At 39.6% G+C, this 20,472-nt stretch carries 17 protein-coding genes; 4 read left to right on the forward strand and 13 right to left on the reverse strand.

Going from position 1 to position 20,472, the window contains the following annotated elements:
* Window positions 1-178: 178 nt before the first annotated feature.
* Window positions 179-814 (reverse strand): hypothetical protein, encoded by a 636-nt coding sequence (locus tag R2R35_RS10770; RefSeq protein WP_317734523.1) that lies wholly within the window; start codon window positions 812-814, stop codon window positions 179-181.
* Between the two features lie 105 nt (window positions 815-919).
* A complete protein-coding gene (locus tag R2R35_RS10775; RefSeq protein ID WP_317734525.1) occupies window positions 920-2,269 on the reverse strand; it encodes a serine/threonine protein kinase in 1,350 nt (449 codons plus the stop codon).
* 681 nt (window positions 2,270-2,950) lie between these two features.
* Here R2R35_RS10775 and R2R35_RS10780 point away from each other — a divergent pair.
* Window positions 2,951-3,742, forward strand: coding sequence for an adaptor protein MecA (locus R2R35_RS10780; RefSeq protein ID WP_033164442.1), 792 nt, complete (start codon window positions 2,951-2,953; stop codon window positions 3,740-3,742).
* Between the two features lie 88 nt (window positions 3,743-3,830).
* On the opposite strand, the gene R2R35_RS10785 is transcribed toward R2R35_RS10780, so the two are convergent.
* On the reverse strand, window positions 3,831-4,034 hold the full coding sequence (locus R2R35_RS10785) for a DUF1858 domain-containing protein (protein WP_033164441.1): 204 nt from the start codon (window positions 4,032-4,034) through the stop codon (window positions 3,831-3,833).
* A gap of 364 nt (window positions 4,035-4,398) precedes the next feature.
* Here R2R35_RS10785 and R2R35_RS10790 point away from each other — a divergent pair, with 364 nt between their 5' ends.
* A complete protein-coding gene (locus tag R2R35_RS10790; protein WP_317734526.1) occupies window positions 4,399-4,566 on the forward strand; it encodes a DUF362 domain-containing protein in 168 nt (55 codons plus the stop codon).
* Window positions 4,567-4,747: 181 nt separating this feature from the next.
* Here the strand turns inward: R2R35_RS10790 and R2R35_RS10795 are convergent, their stop codons facing one another.
* The 9 genes from R2R35_RS10795 to R2R35_RS10835 form a co-directional block, all read right to left on the reverse strand.
* A complete protein-coding gene (locus R2R35_RS10795; protein WP_317734527.1) occupies window positions 4,748-5,422 on the reverse strand; it encodes a helix-turn-helix domain-containing protein in 675 nt (224 codons plus the stop codon).
* A 231-nt stretch (window positions 5,423-5,653) separates the two neighbouring features.
* Window positions 5,654-6,985 (reverse strand): replicative DNA helicase, encoded by a 1,332-nt coding sequence (gene dnaB, locus R2R35_RS10800; RefSeq protein ID WP_033164438.1) that lies wholly within the window; start codon window positions 6,983-6,985, stop codon window positions 5,654-5,656.
* 131 nt (window positions 6,986-7,116) lie between these two features.
* Entirely contained in the window at window positions 7,117-7,563 is a 447-nt protein-coding gene (gene rplI, locus R2R35_RS10805) for a 50S ribosomal protein L9 (protein ID WP_317734528.1), read from the reverse strand.
* Window positions 7,564-7,599: 36 nt separating this feature from the next.
* The gene (locus R2R35_RS10810) at window positions 7,600-9,657 is read right to left on the reverse strand and encodes a DHH family phosphoesterase (protein ID WP_317734529.1); all 2,058 of its coding nucleotides are present in this window, start codon (window positions 9,655-9,657) and stop codon (window positions 7,600-7,602) included.
* Between the two features lie 1,354 nt (window positions 9,658-11,011).
* The gene (locus tag R2R35_RS10815; protein WP_317734782.1) at window positions 11,012-11,956 is read right to left on the reverse strand and encodes an IS3 family transposase; all 945 of its coding nucleotides are present in this window, start codon (window positions 11,954-11,956) and stop codon (window positions 11,012-11,014) included.
* Window positions 11,911-12,231 (reverse strand): helix-turn-helix domain-containing protein, encoded by a 321-nt coding sequence (locus tag R2R35_RS10820; RefSeq protein WP_317734531.1) that lies wholly within the window; start codon window positions 12,229-12,231, stop codon window positions 11,911-11,913. Before R2R35_RS10820 ends, R2R35_RS10815 begins: the two co-directional genes overlap by 46 nt.
* 137 nt (window positions 12,232-12,368) lie before the next feature.
* Window positions 12,369-12,590 (reverse strand): helix-turn-helix domain-containing protein, encoded by a 222-nt coding sequence (locus R2R35_RS10825; RefSeq protein ID WP_317734532.1) that lies wholly within the window; start codon window positions 12,588-12,590, stop codon window positions 12,369-12,371.
* 234 nt (window positions 12,591-12,824) lie between these two features.
* Window positions 12,825-15,179: an alpha-L-arabinofuranosidase C-terminal domain-containing protein gene (locus R2R35_RS10830; RefSeq protein WP_317734533.1), complete on the reverse strand. Its 2,355-nt coding sequence runs from the start codon at window positions 15,177-15,179 to the stop codon at window positions 12,825-12,827.
* Between the two features lie 234 nt (window positions 15,180-15,413).
* Window positions 15,414-16,898, reverse strand: a complete 1,485-nt coding sequence (locus R2R35_RS10835; protein ID WP_317734534.1) for an alpha-N-arabinofuranosidase — start codon at window positions 16,896-16,898, stop codon at window positions 15,414-15,416.
* Window positions 16,899-17,266: 368 nt separating this feature from the next.
* Between R2R35_RS10835 and R2R35_RS10840 the strand changes: the two genes are divergently transcribed.
* Both R2R35_RS10840 and R2R35_RS10845 read left to right on the forward strand, forming a co-directional pair.
* On the forward strand, window positions 17,267-17,692 hold the full coding sequence (locus tag R2R35_RS10840; protein WP_317734535.1) for a MarR family winged helix-turn-helix transcriptional regulator: 426 nt from the start codon (window positions 17,267-17,269) through the stop codon (window positions 17,690-17,692).
* Window positions 17,693-17,704: 12 nt separating this feature from the next.
* Entirely contained in the window at window positions 17,705-19,144 is a 1,440-nt protein-coding gene (locus tag R2R35_RS10845) for an MFS transporter (protein ID WP_317734536.1), read from the forward strand.
* Between the two features lie 431 nt (window positions 19,145-19,575).
* Here the strand turns inward: R2R35_RS10845 and R2R35_RS10850 are convergent, their stop codons facing one another.
* Window positions 19,576-20,364 (reverse strand): YdcF family protein, encoded by a 789-nt coding sequence (locus R2R35_RS10850; protein WP_317734537.1) that lies wholly within the window; start codon window positions 20,362-20,364, stop codon window positions 19,576-19,578.
* Window positions 20,365-20,472: the final 108 nt, after the last annotated feature.

Here is a 20,472-nt window from a genome sequence, read left to right on the forward strand (position 1 = left end):
GACAATTATACAGTATAATGCTATACCCCCAGTGCCTGCTGTATTGAGGATACGGTATGCAGGCCTGTTTATAGTTCATAATGAGAAAGCCTGGAACCAAGCAGAAGTTGAATGCCTTCAACCTTTTACTTGTTTTTGGATAAGTCGGTCATTTGTGATATGTTATACTTAACCTTTATCAGCTCTTTCTATATATAATGCTTTTTGTAATGTTCATGGCTTCCGCTGACAGATAAAAGGGATCTTCCAGATAAGGAATTACAGTAAATTTCTTCTGCAGCAGTTTCGCTCCCTTTTTCGCAGTCTTTGAATCTGTATGTGTAACTGCATAAATCCATTCTGCGCTGCCGGTGATATTCTCTGATTTACTTATAAACTCCTCCAGATAAAATCTCTTCCAGGGATTGAGGCTGCCAACAGTAATCTTCTTATCACAGCGAAGATACTCTTCCTTATATTCAGAATAGTCTATGCCAAAATCCAGAACAACACTATCATAGCTTCTTGCCAGAATAGGAGCAATCTTCTCACTGCTGACATAAGGATAAAAGGTTGCATTGGCTACTGTAAAGGCTTCCTGACTTTCCTTTTCATTCAGACTATGAAAGTAATTATACAAATATGCAATATCCTTACTGTTCTGACAGTGAAGATATGCCGTCCTCAGACCAAGACCCTCACTTATACAGGAAGTAAGCATAAGCCCAAGATGGGTTGCGCCGGCTCCCTTAAATACTGAAGTTATACCTATTGATAATCTGCCCAGATTTTTATTCCTATTCCTGTTAAGTCCGCTGCTTTTAAGGAATCTCACATTTTAACCTCTATTCTTGCGCACGCTCTTTGCGCATATCAAGTTTGTGGTGCACAAGCACAAACTTGCGGTTGAAGAATTTATTATTCAACCTACCTCTTTCAATTATAATTCTTCTATTAATTGCTCCAGAAAGTCCTTCATTTCATCCGTTAAGGATGCATTAAAGGGATCAGGCTCATAGGGGATGCGTATAAAATTACCATCACCAAAGTTTTCTATGAAGTCCCTGAATTGCTTTCCATTTAGATAATTAAGAAGCACTTTCACAGAAGGTCTCCCTGGCACCGAAAGAAATTCTTTGATGCTTTCATTCTCCCAAATCTTGCCTCCTGCCGTAACAAGCTTTAAGTCTTCCTCCCATAAATCAATATTTTCGGATTCTATTACCCCGTAATCACTGATAATCACTTTATACTTGTCAATTTCCGGAATTGCAGCAAGCCCGGCCCCTGTCAGATAGCTATTTCCCTTCAGCCTCCAGATACCGTCCGATTGCAATTTGGTCCCTTGTCTGTTTAGAAATTCAAGTAAATGCCCTGAGGTATTTCTTTCTATATAAATACTTCTAACTCCCAAACAGTTCAGGTAGCTGTTTAAAAGGAAGGCAAGATGGGTAGTCCCTGTTCTGTTCTGTACACCTCCTACTGCTACGGTAAAGGATTCCCTTGATATTACTTTGCCGCTCTTATATCTCCGATTTTGTTTTGTTAATTTCTTTTTTAGCATAGCAACCGTAGGATAACGTAATACAGACTGGTGTCCCAGAGATTTATGAAGGATACGAAGAAGCTCCCTGGAGTACAGTTTTTCTGCTATTTTATCTCCTTTGCTCTCTTTGTGATTATAACCATCGCCCATAATCATGGCTTTTAAGAGGGCACCAATGGCATACACATCACTTCTTTCATCCGGAGCAGCTTTTGATTTCAACTCCGGGGCAGCAAACCCTCGTGTACCCAAAGCAAACTTTCTGGCCTCCGTGTTGTTTTTATACACACAAGCTCCGAAATCAATTAGTTTAACCTCATTGTCTTTCAGTATAATATTGCCAGGATTTAAGTCCAGATAAAGTACGGGATTCTTAAGAGAGTAAAGATAGAGAAACAGATCACAGATAGAAATTCCAATAGCCAGAATAAAGGCTTCCTTTAGACGGCCTTCTTTCTTTAAATACTCTTTTAGAAGTATTCCCTCCATATACTGTTCAATAATGTAGGAATATTCTTCATCTTCTTCAAAATCATAAATTACAGGAATGCATGGATGTGATAGATTTTTTAAGATAACAGCTTCATGAAGGAGCTGTTCGTGAAGGGTATGCCCCTTTGCGATACGCTTAATTGCGCACAGAGAAGATAATTTTATATGTCTGGCCAGATAAACTTCCCCGCTGCCGCCTTTTCCAAGGACTTTTATTATCTGATATTTACCAAACCAAATCGGATCTTTCATTGTCTCCTTTCTTTTCGGTTTAGGCGGGAATATATCAAGGTTTCCACTCTTATTATAGCTTTTCCCGATTGTATTCTCAACCATTTTTTAGCAATATTTATTCACAAATATTACGTGTATTCTCCGTCACTTTTACCAAGATATAAATACCAGCCGGAAGGTTATAAAAAATGAGTTATATTACAGTATTAGGGTAAACTATTTGTTCCATAGATAAGTTCAGTCAAATCCTGCTGTTAAACTTATTGTTTCTACAAATCGACTTGGAAAACAATTATGCAAGTTTTCTGCTTCGAGAAATATTTTTGCTCCTATTTTTATAGGTTAGAATTTTACTTTCCCGGAAGACAACCTGATTCTTCCTGGTATAAAATAGTGTAATCTTTAGAACTTCAGGGCATATATTAAAGTTATAAGCAGGTTCTTTTATGAAGCAAATAATCTGCCGAATCACATCTGATAAATTTCCCCATATGTTTGAAAATCCAAGAAATTGGCGGAAAAAATCACTTGACTAAGTAAAACTTATAAATTATACTTTGAATACAACATCACTATAGATATCTTTCTACCTAGTACTATATCAATGTTGCAGCACTTATTGTCTGTTTCAGCAATAGAATGCCTGCGCGGCATGCTTAACTTCGATGCACGCCAGCACATAGAAAAGGATGTGATTCTATGAAGATAGAGAAAATTAGCGAACGTCAGATTCGCTGTACTTTGAGCAGAGATGATTTAGTGGATCGGGAGTTACGTATTAGTGAGCTAGCTTATGGCAGTGAGAAAGCAAAAGCCTTGTTCCGTGATATGATGCAGCAGGCGAATTACGAATTTGGATTTGAAGCTGAAGATATACCACTTATGATAGAAGCAATACCAGTTTCACCGGAATGCCTTATTCTGGTTATAACTAAGGTAGAAGATCCTGATGAACTTGATACCAGGTTCTCCAAATTTTCGCCAGACGATCACGACAGTGATAATATATATGAGGATGACAATGACGATTCCTATGCCGATGAAATCATTAGTTCCTTTGGACAGATTGATGATCTGCTTTCTGATAACACCTCAGAGGATTCAGAAGAATTTGTTCCCTTAGCGGAAGCTCTTTCTATTAACAAAGAAGAACCTTCTGAAAAACTAACGGAAGCAAAATCCGTATCCTATCAGACCAATCTTATGAAAGTATATTCTTTTAAGTCGTTAGATGAAGTCGAAAAACTTGCCAGCGTTATTTCACATTGCTACTTTGGAGTTAATACACTCTATAAGAATCCTTTAAATTCCGTTTATTATCTGGTAATTTCCAAATCAGAACATACTCCGGAAGAATTCAATAAAATCTGCAATATCGTTTCCGAATACGGCAGACTTGAGCCTACAACTTATGCTAGCACTTATTTTTACGATGAGCATTTTGAGCAGATTATAAAGGGTAAGGCAATACAGGTATTATCTGAACTGTAATCCATACTTCCGATACAGAAAATCAAAATAAAAAGATTCTGTAATGCACCTTATACGGTGTCACAGAATCTTTTTTTGCATTGTATCATTATTTTGTTTCTAAATACTCGTTGATTGTGCTTAGTAATTCATCAGCGTCCATTCCGTGTACCATAGCTGCTTCTTCTAAGGACTCTCCCTGAGATGAAGGGCATCCGATACAATGCATTCCGGAAGCTAAAAGAATAGGTACTACACCCTGGTCAACCATGATAATTTCACCGATTGTCATATCTTTTGAAACCTGTGCCATGTGAATTCCTCCTTGTTTATCTAAAAATATACTTATTTTTCTCTGTTAACTCTTACATTATAGTCTAAGTAAGGAAGTACGTCAAGGGTTACTGTTCAGAGCCACTAACGCGACGTGTTTTTTGTGCGTGTAGCGAAACAAAAGTCAACGAAAACCGGAGAATTGCAGCGTCAAAACACTGATTTTACGTTTTGTGTACATCGCAAAGCGTGTTATTGGTCACGCAACTGCTGTATTTTACAGTCGAGTAGACAGTAATCGTCAAGGTATCTTTCCCCAGAAAGATATTGTATATTTTACTTGTATTATAGGCTTGTTTATATTAAAATAATAGATGAAAAAAATATAAAGGAGGTACATAATTATGGCATATAAAATAAGTGATGAATGTATTAGCTGCGGCGCTTGCGCTAGCGAATGTCCCGTTTCTGCAATTTCTGAAGGTGCTAGTCATTATGAAATTGATGCTGATGCCTGTCTTGATTGCGGAGCTTGTGCAGCTACATGTCCTACAGGTGCTATTGAAGCTTAATATATTCAATAAAAAGACTGTTGCCTTGATAAATTAGAAAGCAGCGGTCTTTTTTTATTGTCTTTTTCGTCGACCTGTTACAACCCCTCTAAATTCAGGCATACCAGGTCACCAGTACTGCCTTGTGTAAATTGACGCCATATCAGTACCTCTTATATGGAACGAGGCAAGGGGAAGGAACTTACCTTGATTTTCCTCTGCCAAAGGTGGTCTTTTTCTTTTTTTTCAAAAACCCTGCAGCGGCTTCTGCCCGCCCAAGCTGAATTTCCCGCAAGGTACGATCAAATTGTTTAAATCTCTCCTCTTCTCTTTCCTCTTTTACACGCAGCAGATAATCCATTTGCTTGATAACCCGATCTGTTACATTTTCGCTGACGGTCTCTGCCATTAATTCATTATTATCCTTTAAGGCGTCTATAAATAGGCTCTGCATTATTACCTTAAACTGTCCCAGCTTTTGCTCAGGCTTTCCAAGAATGCTTTCATTGTTCTTGTCAGGACTCCTTGCAGGCAGATTCTTTTCTGTTAAAGGCATGGAATGAGTGTCCTCTTCTGACAGCTCGTCCACATATTTTCTGTCCCATTCTTCCTTGATCCTGCCAACCTCTTCCTCATCCAGATTCTTTAGTTTCTTTAGCTCCGGTAATAGCATCTTTATTGCTCTCAGCTGATACCCCTTCTCTTTAAATATTTTGACAGCTTTAAACATTTCAATATCTTCTTCTTTATAATATCTGTGACCCATCTCATTCCGATGAATATGTATATCGAGTTCTTCTTCCCAATAGCGTAAGGTATGCTGCTCTACCTCTACTTTTTTTGAGGCCTCCGATATCATATATCGCATTTCCTGCATTCCTCATCCTCCTCTGATTTGTCATATATTTACATTAATTCTATTATAACATAGAGGTTGTCCAATGCAATAAAAAGCAGGTATTTTCTTGAGTTTCTCATCGACACCAGACCCAAAAAGACCTTAATCCCAAACAAAAAAAGACTTCTAAAAGATAATTTTTCTTTTAAAAAGTCTTCTTTTTACAGCATATTTCATTTTCCTTCAGCTTAACACATCATACACTGCCGATTAACCTCTTTCCAGATTGGCAAACTTGGTAAACTGTGACTGCCAGGCAAGCTTTACTGTTCCAACAGGACCATTTCTTTGTTTACCGATAATAATCTCAGAGATACCAGCTTCTTCCGAATCATGGTTATAATAATCATCACGATATATAAACATTACAATATCCGCATCCTGCTCAATGGCTCCAGATTCACGAAGATCGGAGAGCATGGGGCGTTTATCCGGACGCTGTTCTACGGCACGGCTAAGCTGTGACAGTGCGACTACCGGTACATTTAATTCTCTGGCAAGACCTTTCAGAGATCTTGAAATTTCTGAAATTTCCTGTTGTCTGGACTCATTCTTCTTACTGCCTGTCATAAGCTGGAGATAATCGATGATTACTAGCCCCAGATTGAATTCCAGCTTATATTTTCTGCACTTTGACCGAAGCTCACCGATAGAAATACTGGAGGTATCATCTATTATAAGATTGGAATTACCAATCTCCTTGGCACTTTCCACCAGCTTGATCCAGTCATCATCGGATAATTCACCAGTTCTGATTGACTGGGAATTAACCTTGGAATGCATGGACATAATACGTTTTACCAGCTGGTCTTTTGACATTTCCAAGCTGAATATGGCAGTTGTTACATTTCCCCTTAAAACCGCATACTCAGCGATATTAAGAACGAAAGCGGTTTTACCCATAGAGGGTCTGGCCGCTATCAGGATAAGATCTGAGGGTTGAAGCCCGGCAGTTTTGTAATCCAAATCATAAAAACCTGTAGAAACACCCGTTACACTGCCTTTATTTCTGGCTGCAGCTTCTATACTCTCAAGAGATTTAAACACAATGTCCCGGATGCTTACAAAATCTCCGGTATTCCTCTTCTGAAGGATATCGAACATTTTCTTTTCCGAATCCTCCATAATGGTTTCTAACTTCTCTTTGTCCATATAGCAATCATTGGTAATAGATTCCGTAACCTTGATCATTTGCCTTAAGGTGGATTTTTCTTTTACAATGTTCGCATAATATCTGACGTTGGCCGAGGTAGGCACGGATGCTATAATATCCCTGAAAAACTCCAGGCTGTTTAGCTCTTCCGGCGCTTCCTTTTCCTTTAATTTATTCTGAAGGGTAATCAGGTCAACCGGCTTACCCTCATTGTACAATTCCAAAATAGCTTCAAACAGAACGCCAAAACGCTGCTGATAAAAATCATCTCCTGTAAGTAGCTCGGCAGCCCCTGCTATGGCATCCTTATCCATTATCATAGAGCCAATTACCGACTGCTCTGCTTCCCCGTTATGAGGAAGTACTTTTTTTATAAATGCCTCATCCACCGTATTTCCTCCCTAAATTCCTGGCGATTCTTCTATCCCGGCGGTTTTATATACCGGATAATAATTATCCTATATAAGATGAATTTTAGCTTTTACTTTATCCATGTAAAAATATCTTCACAGCTTATATATTATAGTTCACTTACCTTAACCTTTAATTCGGCTGTTACCTGAGGATGCAGCTTAACAGGTACTGTATGTGTCCCGATTGTCTTAATTGGATCGTTAATCTGTAGTTTCTTCTTATCAATATCCAGACTGTACTGTGTCTTTAACTCCTGGGCAATTTCTTTTGAGGAGATGGAGCCGAAGGTTCTTCCGCCTTCTCCTGTCTTTATCTTAAGTTCCAGGGTCTTGCTTTCCAGATCTCTGGCAAGAACCTTTGCTTCTTCCAGGATTTCTTTCTGCTTCTTCTCTTCTGCCGCTTTCTGAAGCTTTAAGTCATTCAGATTCTTGGCATTGGCCTCAAGACCCACCTTTTTGGGAAGTATGAAATTTCTGGCATAGCCATCACTGACATTAACCAGCTCCCCTTTCTTACCTAATGCTTTTACATCCTGTAATAATATAATCTGCATAATTAAGCCTCCTTCAAACATTCTCATTGTGTTACTTTATAATTCGCCTTCCTTTTTCATACCAGAAAGTGTTGTCTTTAAATTATATACTGCCTCTGATAAAGTACAACCTGTAAATTGGGCTCCGGCAACACTCATATGTCCGCCTCCGCCAAGCCTTTCCATAATCAGCTGTACGTTCACTTCATCGATTGATCTGGCACTTAAATATATCTTATCATTAAATTCTGTAAAAACAAAGGAAGCACGGATATTCGTTATATTTAACAGTTCATTGGCAACCTGGGCTGCCAGAACCGTGGGACTGCTTAGCCCGGCACCGTTACATACCGTCAAGGCATAATGCTCCATATAGACTTCTGTTGCGCTGATGGCCTCTGCCTTTGCTTTATATTCATCCATATCACTGCGGAAAGCTTTTCTGATACGGGTCACATCTGCACCGCTTCTTCTTAAAAACGCAGCGGCTTCAAAAGTCCTTACACCTGTTTTGGTCAGAAAATTGTTGGTATCTATCATTACACCGGCATACATGGCATCTGCCTCCACCTGTTTCAGCCTTAACCCGTCACCGATATACTGAAGAATTTCAGCAACCATTTCACAGGAAGAAGAGGCATAGGGCTCAATATAAGAAAGTACGGCATTTTCTATGGCTTCACCAGTCTGCCTATGATGATCCAGAATTACAATTGTTCTGGTTAATCCCAGTAATTCCTTACATTCCGTATAGCTTGGCCGGTTGACATCCACAACTACCAGAAGGGTATTGTTATCTACAATGCCAATGGCCTGCTCACTTTTTAAGAACATATCATCTTCATAATCCGGGTTGTTGATGAATCTGGTCATCAGTGGTCTTACTGAGGTAGTAACCTCATTGATTACAATATGGGCTTTCTTGTTTAAGGTCTTTGCAATACGATAGATACCGATGGCAGCACCAAAGGAGTCCACATCACCAATTGCATGACCCATTATCACAACCTTGTCCTTTGCTTCCACAAACTCCTTCAAAGCATGGGCTTTTACTCTGGCCTTTACCCTGGTGCTCTTCTCAAGCTGGATGCTCTTACCGCCGTAATAAGATATCTTGTCACCATCCTTGACAACCGCCTGGTCACCTCCGCGTCCAAGTGCCAGATCAATAGCCGCTCTGGCATATTCATAACCTGCCTGGTAGGATTCTGTATTGACACCCAGTCCGATACTGATGGTTACAGACATTTCATTTCCTATGTTAATGGTTCTTACTTCCTCTAACAGATTAAACTTATTATTCTGGAGCTGTGCCAGATACTTAAATTTAAATACAAAAATATATTTGTCCTTTTCCATCTTCTTTACGATGGCATCAATACTCTGCATATACTTATTAATCTTACGGTCTACTAATGCTACCAGCAGTGATCTTCTTACTTCATCGATACTTTCAAGTGCTTCCTCATAATTGTCAATATACAAAAGTCCCGTTATCATCTTTTGATCCTGGTTTAAGCGGGCCAGGGATTTAATCTCTGTCTCATCATATATATACATACCTATGAGGCTGTTGGAATCGTCTCCATTGCCCTCTTCCGCAATATCCCAGCCCTGGTCATCAAAAAAGCTGTTAGCAGTTATCTTACGCAGAAGTATTCGATAGGCAAAATTACCTTTCGTCAGATGAATAACCTGATCCTGGACATCCACCGGCAATACCGCATCCGTTATCTCCGGAAAAATCTTGGAAATGTTCTTTTTCGCCAGCTTTTCATCGCCTACCACTTCAAGAAATTCATTGTTTCCCCACAAAAGCCTTCCCTGACAGTCCAGTACTCCGTATGGCAGTGCCATATCCTTTAGCAGTTGTTTCTGTACCTGTCCGTAGTCAGCGGCAAAACGCACAATATCACCAAGGATACCGGGTCTTTTAAAAAAGTATAATGCCATGGCTATAATGATATACACAACAACAAAGCCGTTCATCATCATGCCGGCTTTTTTATCTGCTAGGTTTATTCCGATATCCATGATTATTAAAAGCAAAGACAGAAAAAGCGGCCATCTTAGATAGGACTGCAGCGCACCTTTTACTTTAACTTTCTTTTTCATTTTCCTTCATCCTTTTTATTGATGCACAATGGCACAAGCGTATCCTAGTTTATTTAGTATTGTACATTATACCATTTCTATTATAATAATAAAAGAGTTTTTTGAATTTAGGTAGTGGATGACAGACGGAAGGGTGGTTGTGGTGACGAATGGGAGGCTGTGGCTGTGGACGATGATTTGTGCTTCTGTTTATGCGTTTTGCTGTTCGAGAACCCATATTCCACTAAAGTGCCAGTAACTGTTCCTGGCAGGTAAGTCAGTGCCAAACTCGCTGGAAAGCTTTGGCCGCGGCAGGTTGTGCTGCTCAAACAGTGGCACTGGCTTACCTAGTCGCAGTTTCTGCCACTTAAGTGTCCTATGGGACCTCTCAATGCAAAACTCCTAAACAGAAGCACAAATCATCTGGTTACAGAATACTGTTTGCCTGACAGATTTCGTTTTAATACTTTTTTACTTTATTTGGTAACGCACATAAATTTTAATAGCAGCCATTAGGTTCCTTTCAAAACATATGGCACCTATTAATGCTTCATATTCTATATTTTTTTCTATTTTTAATAAGGCCCGTAATCAGGCTTGTTTCTGCAAAGAGTAAATTGATGATGAATTATCATAAGATTTTTCTCCATAAGCTATAACATAAAATAATAAATCCTGGCTGATTTATACTCCACATCTAATCTGTTACATACTCTTTTATTCCTTCTCAGTATAATGTGCTGAGTGTTTATGCTTAATTTGCTATTATTTACCTATATATTCTTTGCCTTCTGTATCTTGGTTGCAATATATACTTACCTTCCCATTTTGTATGCTAAACTATTCATATTCATTTTCAAAACGCCTATGTATTTTCTAGTTTGCATACATAGCATTAAATAATTCAATCATAAAAACTCCTTTAACGCCTATATTTTTTGTGTTTTGTAAACCCCTAAATAAGATAACGTAGGAGTTTTTTAAGCTAAAGCTAACCGGTAATTTATTTTATGGTGATGCAATTAATACCGGTTAGCTTTTATGATTTCATAAAAGTAACCGGTATTCGGTATTAATAAAAATAATGATGGTATCTTAAAATAGAAAATATGAAAGTAGGTTTCTTTTGTTTTAGGGTAAGATACCCCCATAACAGGAACATTCAAAAAGCTCTTTCCATTCAAAAACAGGCTATTTGCAGAAAATAGAAAGGACGAATACGCCTATGGAAAGGTATTAGAAGTCCTTTTCTCTGGAAATTTTGTGCTATATTTTAAAACAGATTGTTTGAGCGCAGTGAACTGCTTCCCGTCAAGTAGACAATTAAAAAAATATAAATCTTTCTGCCAGTAAAGGATAACTTACTGGCAGTTTTTTATGCTGCCTGTAGATATAACTCATGTTTCTCCATCGGAGTTAATACACCTAGATTTCTTTGTAAGCGTTTATTGTTATAGTATTTCATATATTTCTCGATCATTTCAACAACTGCTTTCTTACTCGTAAAACGTTTTCCATAATAACGCTCTCTTTTAATAATTCCCCAAAACCCTTCCATTGGCCCATTGTCAATGCACTTTGCCACTCTTGACATACTCTGAGTCATTCCTGCTGATTCAACTTTTGAACGGAAAATCCTGTTTGTATATTGAAATCCTCTGTCACTATGAAATAGTGGGCAAACACCTGGGTTGGTCTCAATCGCAGCATCAAATGTATCAAAGACTAACGAATTATTGTTGTTGTCACGAATGATGTACGATACAATCCGACGGTCATACAAATCAAATATGGCGCTAAGATAGACCTTATGCTTTTCGATGCCAATGTAATAGTGAAATTCAGTTACATCGGTAAGCCATTTCCTGTTGGGTGCATCCGCTTTAAACTCGCGGTTGAGTAAATTTTCTGCTATGTAGTATGGGTTTACTGCTTGTCTTGTACATCCATTACTAGAGTACTTGATTGTTGATTTTATATTCCGATTCCGGCAGATTCTCAATACGCGTTTATCATTTACTTTTATATCATGATACCGTTCCAGGTCATCCCGGATTCTTCGATACCCTTTATCTGGGGATTCCTCATGGATCCGTTCAATGATATCTGCTATGCGCCTGTTTTCGGTTTCGCATGCGGGGATATTCCTGTTTATCCACTTATAGTATGCAGAGCGGGAAATACCACCAAGCTTACATAAAGCATGTATAGGATAGCCGTATTTTTCGTTTTCCTCTTTGATTGCCTGGTAAATACTTTCATGGCGAATCAGGCTTAATACCGCCTCCTTTCTATCTCCTCGAGTTTTTTTAAGAAGGATACCTCCATTTCGGCTCGTTCTTTTTCTGCTCTCAAAATCTTGTTTTCAGCCCGGAGTTTCTCTAACTCGTTCATTTGTTCTTTCGATTTCCTTTTTCCACGACTATCATTTAAAGCTTCAACTCCATCTGATTCATATTTAATGGTGTAATTGCGTGCCTGCTGATAGGATATCTGGTGTTTTTCTGCTGTTTCTCTATAATTGTGATTATGTGCAATACAATACTGTACTATTTCCACTCGCTCATCAAATGTGGTGTTTCTACCTTTGGTCATGATACGGCCTCCTGTTCCGGAAGCTTTCAGCTTCTCATGACCATTATACTTCAAAATCCAGTTTCGTAGTTGGGATGATGAACGAATTCCATATTTTCTGCAGAGTTCAGAATAGGAACCCTTACCATTTAGATAATCTAGTACAGCATTTTTTTTGTATCCGAAGAATAAGCGGTATTCTGGGAAGTAGTAATAAGACCTTCTTCTCCCAAAGATTGATATAAAGAAATCCACTCCAAAATGCGTGTCCCGCTGATACCTAATAACTGCGCTTCATGATTAGCAGAGGTCTTACCTGATAAATATCTTTGAACAATATTTATCTTTATTTCGAAAGAAAACTTAGCTTTTCTTCCCATAAAAATATGCTTCCTCCTAAGTAACAAGTTTTTTATTATTTCACTTGTCTACTTAGAGGGAAGCATATCACAGCGAGTTATCTGTTTTAAAATATGTCCAGTACAAAATATTCAGAGGAATTAGGACTTCTTATACCTTGGAATTGAAGTATGAGCCTTTCTGTTTTCTGCAAATTGCCGTCCCCTTTTCATAACCCAGCCTTTTGCACCAGTCCTTCCATTACCTACCATAAACTACCTATCGTCTTTTGACAAACGCAGCACTACAATTGAATGCCCGGGAAGAGTAATCTCTCCTGTTCCATTTGACAGTACTACCGCTTCCTGTACAGGACTTATCTTTTTAGGTTCTTCAAAGCTGTTCATGTCATCCAATCCATAACCGGACATCATATAGCGGCTGCCTCTTAAATCAGTTTTTTCCTGGCCCTCAAGAGTTAGTGTGAAGGTGATGGGATTTTCCTTTACATTGACCATTTTGACGATATAATCACCGTTGTTATCTACGCTGGCGGTATAATAGAGTTCCTTAAGGATTGGCAGCTTATCTTCTGTTTCGTTCATTAAGACACCGTCTATATAGGTTTTTATCTTTCTGCCCTTTACTTCTAATTCCAGCTGATATTCTCTGTTATTCTCAACTACGAAGAAGGATTGTGTCAGACAGGAGCCTCTCCCCTTTACCATTGAGCTGACCAGACAATCCTGATTCTGCCAGCCTCCCAGTTCCCAGATGGCCCGGTTTTCTCTGTTTTCATAGCCGAAGCTGATCTCAAAGCCTCTGGTTCCGCTCTTTTTCTCTCCAATGAATTTTAAACGGTAGTGGCTTAATTTTGTATCAAATAACTCCAGCTGTTCTCCTTCTTTTAAAGCAGCTCCTTGGGCTTTTTTAATTTCTCCAGTGGTCATATCCTCGAAGATGATTTCACGGCAGTTTACCTCTGTATTTACTGCGGCGGAAATTATTAGCTTTCCGCTGAGAGGTCTATTTTCTTCTGCTGTTACGGACTCGGCAAAATTCTCTCCTGTGGTTTTTAACAGATAATCTCCCTGATTTGTCATGAAGAGTTTCTGTACATAGTAGTTAGCGGTTCCAAATACTTCATGGTTATTAAACCAGATCATATCCGGACGCCAGTTCACGTAGTCCGTATTGCAAAGCAGAGGTGCATAACAGGCTAGCCCCACTGCATGGGCATTCTTCTCAAGACCTGTCATAAAGGCTGCTTCTGCCAGAGCATTGTAGTAGGTGTTCCCCCAGCTTGCATATTCCCCCAGAAATACTTTGGGATCTTCTGCTTTAAAGGTATCATATCTGTGATAATTGGCCAGAAACCATTCCGGAGACTGATAGTAATGCTCATCTACAAGGTCTGAACCATTTTCTCTGGCTGAGGTCCAACCCCTTTCATATTCTTTTCCTGCTGCAAAAGGCCCTGAGGAATTTATTAATTTGATGTCGGGGTATTTCTCTCTTATGGCTTTATGGAAGTAGGTATAACGCTCAAAGAAGGGTTCTCCGATTTCCTCGTTTCCTATTCCTAGATACTCTAAATGAAAGGGTTCTTCATGTCCAAGTTCAGCTCTTATCTTACCCCACTCGGTCTCCTTATCACCATTGGCAAATTCAATCAAGTCCAAAGCTTCCTGTATCCAGGGTCCAAGTTCCTCTATTGGTACCATTCTCTGGTGATGAGGATCATAGCCACCGGGCAGTACAGGTAAGGGTTTGGCACCGATGTCTTCACAGAACTGGAAGTATTCAAAGTATCCCAGCCCTAAAGTCTGATTATATCCCCAATTATTTCTTCTGGACGGTCTTTCTTCCACTGGTCCAAGAGTATTCTTCCACCGGTAAAGGGAATCTCTGTCTTCACTGTCTAAGGAGCCGTCATGAACCAGGCAGCCGCCGGGAAATCTCATGAACTTTGGTTTGCAGTCTGCCAGGAGCTCTGCAATATCTGCTCTTAGACCATTCTTTCTGCCTTTATAGACATCTGCCGGGAACAGGGATATCATATCAAAATAGTATTTTCCGGTTTCTTGCATTTCTATCACAAGTCGTCCGGAATAATCTGTAGCTGTAGCAGTCAGGGTGCATTCATACTTCCTCCAGCCGTTGTTTTCGGGCTGCAGACTTCCTTCGGCAAGGACTTGTCCTTCTGCTCCTGTGAGTTTAATGACAACCGGCTTTTCTACCGCCGTTTCTGTCTTACTATAACAGGAAAATTGGTAGATCTTTGCTTTTTCAAGGGGTATACCGGTATTAAAGCCTAGGTTCATAAAACCGGCACCATCACCGATTGCCTTGGCAGTAACAGTAAGATAATGAGGATTACGACTGTTTATGGGTGCTTTATCTTCAACCTCAAGTGTAACCTTTGCACCCTTCTTCTCAAGCTTTTCCCAGGCGGTCAACCCATGATATGCTTTGTTATCTATAGGGTCAAACTCAAAGGAACGGTTCTGAACCAGCTCTGCATACAAACCGCCATCAGCAGCGTGGTTTAAATCTTCAAAGAAAATACCATACAAATCTCCCAGTGGAGTAACTTTCTGACTGGTATCTATTTTTAGATGTTTCTGCATCTTAACCTCTATTCTTGCGCACGCTCTTTGTACATACCAAGTTTGTGGTGCGCAAGCACAAACTTGCGGTTGAAAAATTCATTCTCAACCTATCTTCCATCCCAGTGCTTTCACACATTTACATTTATTTTTTCCCATCCAAACCCAATATCTGTATAGGATATTTGTTTTTGGATGGGAACTATTTTAAATCCGTCTATTAAGTTCTTGTTATCGCAATTATACAGTTATTTACTACTCAACTTCAGCTTCCAGATGAAGTACACTGCACGCGGGTATCTTAAATGAAATTCCTTTATCTGTAATTTTATAATCCTTAAATTCCACCGGTTCTACCGCATCCGGTTTCTCAAAGGTATTATAGGAATTGAAGCCTGCAGATAACAGCGTGGCTTTTACAGTTCTCACTTTTGTCTCTGCCAGTATGCTCTCTACCTCATAAGCCTCGCTTACAGACAGGTTATTGATCGTGATGTGCAGCTTATTGTCTTCTCCCATTGATACGGATTCATGAAGATTAGGAACCTTATTATTATCCTCCAGGCCGATCAGCTCAGCTTCCAGACTGCTGTCAACCAACTGTGCCTCCTGATGGTGCTTATACATATTAAATACATGATAGGTAGGAGTAAGTATCAGCTTGTCACCTTCTGTTAAGATTGCAGCTTGAAGAACATTTACCAGCTGTGCAATATTTGCCATCTTAACGCGGTCACAGTGCTTGTTAAAAATGTTTAAGTTAATTCCTGCCACAAGTGCATCTCTCATGGTGCTCTGCTGATATAAAAAGCCTGGGTTGGTTCCGGGCTCCACATCAAACCAGGTTCCCCATTCGTCTACCAGAAGTCCTACTCTTTTTTCAGGATCATATTTGCTCATAACCGTATCGTGATTTGTTATGAGTGTTTCCATATAGAGTGTCTTCTTCAGTGTCTGATACCATACCTGCTCATCAAATTCTGTGGAACTGCCTTTCTTGGACCAGTCTCCTGTTGGCAGTGTATAATAATGTACGGAGAGTCCATCCATATGTCTTCCCGCAATTTTCATTACTACATCGGTCCAGTTGTAATCATCCGCATTGGCACCACAAGCTATTTTATATAGTTTGTTGTCTCCATAATTTCTGCAATAGGTCTGATATCTGCGGTATTCATTGGCATAGTGCTCCGGTGTCATATTTCCGCCGCAGCCCCAGCTTTCATTTCCCACTCCAAGATATTTTACCTTCCAGGGTTCCTTCCTTCCGTTCTCTGCTCTTAAGCCTGCCATAGGGGAGATTCCGTCAAAAGTCATATACTCTACCCATTCAGACATTTCCTGTACGGTTCCGCTTCCTAAGTTGGCATTGATATAGGGTTCACAGCCTATCTGCTCACAGAGTTCCATGAACTCGTGTGTACCAAAACTGTTATCTTCTACTAAGCCGCCCCAGTGAGTATTAACCATTTTCTTTCTGTTTTCCTTCGGTCCGATACCATCCTTCCAATGGTATTCATCTGCAAAGCAGCCACCGGGCCAGCGAAGTACGGGTATATTAAGCTCCTTAAGAGCTGCAACAACATCCTTACGCATTCCGTTTACATTTGGTATCTCAGAATTCTCCCCTACATAAATTCCCTCATAGATACATCTTCCTAGATGCTCAGAAAAATGTCCGTAAATCTCCTTGTTAATCTTACCTTTTTTTACCTTTGGATTAATGTAAAGCTTAGCCATTATTATTCTCCTTTTCTGTAAATTATTTTAATCATAGGGCATTTAGCCAAGGATAACCTTGCATATTACACGGTATTTTTACCAGTTATGCAGATACTTTTCCTATGTTTTTAAGACCAAATCTAAATTATTTTACATATTTATAAATATATCATATTTCACCAAAAAACTCAAATATATTTATAGTTTTTTTGCTGTTTTTTTTACAGCCTCTTCATACCATTACAGAAAAGCCGCAGCGGCTGTTATACCGCTTTTTATAAAAGTACGTAATTATGTCTATTTTTTCACAATAAAGTTGACAAATCAATTTTCCCAGAGTTATAATTACTCAAATTACTAAATAATTTATAGAATAAGGGTAAACTATGAATGTAAATAATTCTTTGAGTAAACGTGTAAGTCATATATCAAAATGTACCCAGCAGCATATGGATAGCAGGTTAAAGCCTCTGGAATTAAGCAGCGGCTCTTACCCCTTTCTCATGCTGTTAAGTGAAGAAGAGGGGATTAACCTGGAGAAGCTTAGCAGGCTGGCACATGTGGACAAGGCTATGACTACCAGGACGGTTCAAAAATTGATAGGCCTTGGTTTTATTGAGAGAATACAGGATAACAAGGATCAGAGAGCCTGTAAGTTATACCTGACAGCCAAAGCAAAAGCAGTTATACCAATTATTAAAGAAGCTTTAAACAGCTGGATCACTCAGATTACTTTTGATATTCCCGCGGATAAGCTTGAAGAATTATACAGCATGTTAGACATTATCCTGGAAAAAGCGGAAGAAAAATAGGTGATGCAGATTATGGAAAATCAGACCGTTATGCCCCCAAAAGTAAGGTGGGGCATTTTATTTGTTATTGTAATGTCAATTTTTATGTCCACTCTGGACGGAAGTATTGTAAATGTAGCTTTACCCACCTTGTCAAAGAGCCTTAAGGTCACCTCCGGTGCGGTTGCCTGGGTAGTCAGTATTTATCTTATAGCAGTTTCTGCTACCATGCTGCTCTTTGGGAGACTTGGGGATATCTATGGCAAGACACGTGTATTTCAGGCAGGTCTGGCTGTATTCACACTGGGTTCGCTTCTATGCGGAATCTCAGGCACCCTACTTATGTTATTGATATCAAGAGTAATTCAGGCAATCGGTGCTGCCGGTTTAATGTCCAACAGTCAGGGTATCATTACTCAGGTCTTTCCTGCCAATGAACGTGGCAGGGCACTTGGCATCAATGGTACCTTTGTTGCTTTAGGTTCTCTTGTCGGTCCATCTTTGGGTGGATTTATTGTTGATTACACCAAATGGGAATATATCTTCTGGATTAATATCCCTGTCGGAATCCTGGTTATTATTCTATCCTTAAAGCTTCTGCCAAAGGCTGGTAAGGTTGTAAAAGAAAAAATAGATTTTCCGGGTTCCGTTCTGTTTATGGCCTTTATCGTATTGTTGTTTGGTGCTCTTGGACAAGTTCAGGAACTGGGTTTTGGTTCACCGGTTATTATTATATGTCTGGCGGCTTCCCTCCCCCTATTCCTCCTGTTCCTGCGCAGAGAGAAACGGTTGGAAATGCCTTTGCTGGAATTATCTTTATTTAAGAGCAAGTGGTTTACAATCAGCTTGATCTGCAGCTTTATAAGCTTTATCGCCATCTTCTGCTCAAATATCATAATGCCGTTTTACCTGCAGGATGCTTTACAGATGTCTCCTGGAAGAGCCGGTGCTTTCCTGTCCATTTATCCCCTTGTGCTTGCACTTACAGCGCCCATTAGCGGACATCTTTCTGATAAGATCGGTTCGGAAATCCTGACACTGGTCGGATTAAGCCTTACCAGTACGGGGCTTCTGCTCCTGTCAACCCTGGATGCTGCACCCAATTATGTGGTAATGGGAGTTTATATTGCAATTATGTCCTTTGGTAATGCACTGTTCCAGTCACCTAATACCTCTCTTGTTATGTCCACGCTTCCAAGGAACAAACTTGGTATCGGAGGCAGCATCAGTGCTCTAGTCCGAAACCTGGGAATGATTGTTGGTATTACCCTTGCTACTACTCTGTTATATCAGTCCATGAGCGGAAAGTTAGGCTATCATGTCAGTGATATTGCTGCTGCAGGAACTCCTGCCTTTATCTTTGCCATGAGAATCGTGTATCTTACAGCTTTCATAATATGCCTTGCCGGTGTATCCATTACTGCTTTCAGACTGATATCAAGAAAGAAGGAAAAGAGCAGATCAGAAGCTTAATTCCTGACTGCAGAAACAGAGTGAATAAAGGATAAATAAAGATGTTCTGTGCCAGGTTATACATCTTAGAAATTGTTGTCACCAGCCATAGAACTTCTTTTATTTGCATTACAACGTTTACAGTTATTTCCATCCTCTAAAACCAGTGCCTGAAATACCTGCTGAGAAAAGAAAAAGGATTGAGAGACAGCAGTTCCAACTTCTGACTTGTTTCCGTTTACCGGCGCACAATCAAATTATTCTACCTCAATACTTGTTTTATTTATAGGTACAGGTCTTGCTTTTAAGGCGGGGCTTTTGTGCTGCTATTCTAGGCGGACAGGTTTTATCGAGGTAAGGGTAATATTTCATCATTAGTGCAATACATACAAACAAGCTGTAATATTTCTGCAAATTACAGGTATCGCAGATTTCAAAGCTTGCCAGTCTTCTTAATTTAATCTCATATTTCCAAAGAACGTATCTTTGACCACACCAAAGTATTCTCTTACATAATAATGAACGGTCAGCACATCATCATTTGGTGCACCGAATCCGCTGACTTGCTCAAACCCCTGCTGTTTTGCCAGTCTTACAGCACGATAAACATGAAATTGGTTGGTAACTACAACGATTTTTATCCTATTCTCTAGGGTATGACCTGTCTCTCTGCCCACAATAATATTCTTACTGTTGCGTAGATTCTCATAAGTATTCACCGAAGTATCCTCAAGTAATATCTTGCTACTATCTGCCCCAGAAGCAACAAGATATTCCTTCATTGCCAAAGCTTCTGTAATGTCTTCTCCTTTTCCTTGTCCTCCTGCTACGATTACAAAGGATTCGGGATTATCCTTCAGATAGGCAAGAGCCGTATCCAGCCGATTCTTTAATGCACGGGATACTGTGGTACCCTTTACCTGTGCTCCTAATACGATTACATAATCCGCTCCGGAAGAAGCCTCCTTCTTTCCTTCCATCCATATACTCCCTTCTGCAAAGGTAAAACTTCCGACCACTGTAATAAATAGCAGAAGAAAGCCATATCGGAAGAGCTTCGGAACAGGAAAATGATTAAGATGCAGGAAAAGCAAAGATATGCTAAGCAAAAGGCAGAATCCGCCCAGTGCAGGCCAGAACCATAAGAAAGCTGTACCGAGACCTGAATAAAATACAATTACAAAGAAATAAATTCCGCAGAGTAAAAAAATCAATAGAAAAAACAAGGCAAATGCAAGCATGGCATGGCCTCCTTTCACACCGGACTGCCGGTTCTTTTCAATTAATACATTTCAGTAAATTTCTAAAACTTATCTATTACTTTATCACGAATGAGTATAGATAGGCCA

The organism is Anaerocolumna sp. AGMB13020 (genome assembly GCF_033100115.1).
Lineage (GTDB): Bacteria > Bacillota > Clostridia > Lachnospirales > Lachnospiraceae > Anaerocolumna.

What these genes read in the sequence shown, in the direction of transcription:
- R2R35_RS10790 (WP_317734526.1), top strand. Translation starts at nt 4,399, where the DNA reads ATGGCATATAAAATAAGTGATGAATGTATTAGCTGCGGCGCTTGCGCT.
- R2R35_RS10845 (WP_317734536.1), top strand. Translation starts at nt 17,705, where the DNA reads ATGGAAAATCAGACCGTTATGCCCCCAAAAGTAAGGTGGGGCATTTTA.
- R2R35_RS10835 (WP_317734534.1), bottom strand. Translation starts at nt 16,898, where the DNA reads ATGGCTAAGCTTTACATTAATCCAAAGGTAAAAAAAGGTAAGATTAAC.
- R2R35_RS10810 (WP_317734529.1), bottom strand. Translation starts at nt 9,657, where the DNA reads ATGAAAAAGAAAGTTAAAGTAAAAGGTGCGCTGCAGTCCTATCTAAGA.
- R2R35_RS10780 (WP_033164442.1), top strand. Translation starts at nt 2,951, where the DNA reads ATGAAGATAGAGAAAATTAGCGAACGTCAGATTCGCTGTACTTTGAGC.
- R2R35_RS10775 (WP_317734525.1), bottom strand. Translation starts at nt 2,269, where the DNA reads ATGAAAGATCCGATTTGGTTTGGTAAATATCAGATAATAAAAGTCCTT.
- R2R35_RS10785 (WP_033164441.1), bottom strand. Translation starts at nt 4,034, where the DNA reads ATGGCACAGGTTTCAAAAGATATGACAATCGGTGAAATTATCATGGTT.
- R2R35_RS10825 (WP_317734532.1), bottom strand. Translation starts at nt 12,590, where the DNA reads ATGGGAAGAAAAGCTAAGTTTTCTTTCGAAATAAAGATAAATATTGTT.
- R2R35_RS10830 (WP_317734533.1), bottom strand. Translation starts at nt 15,179, where the DNA reads ATGCAGAAACATCTAAAAATAGATACCAGTCAGAAAGTTACTCCACTG.
- R2R35_RS10820 (WP_317734531.1), bottom strand. Translation starts at nt 12,231, where the DNA reads ATGACCAAAGGTAGAAACACCACATTTGATGAGCGAGTGGAAATAGTA.
- R2R35_RS10795 (WP_317734527.1), bottom strand. Translation starts at nt 5,422, where the DNA reads ATGCAGGAAATGCGATATATGATATCGGAGGCCTCAAAAAAAGTAGAG.
- R2R35_RS10850 (WP_317734537.1), bottom strand. Translation starts at nt 20,364, where the DNA reads ATGCTTGCATTTGCCTTGTTTTTTCTATTGATTTTTTTACTCTGCGGA.
- rplI (WP_317734528.1), bottom strand. Translation starts at nt 7,563, where the DNA reads ATGCAGATTATATTATTACAGGATGTAAAAGCATTAGGTAAGAAAGGG.
- R2R35_RS10840 (WP_317734535.1), top strand. Translation starts at nt 17,267, where the DNA reads ATGAATGTAAATAATTCTTTGAGTAAACGTGTAAGTCATATATCAAAA.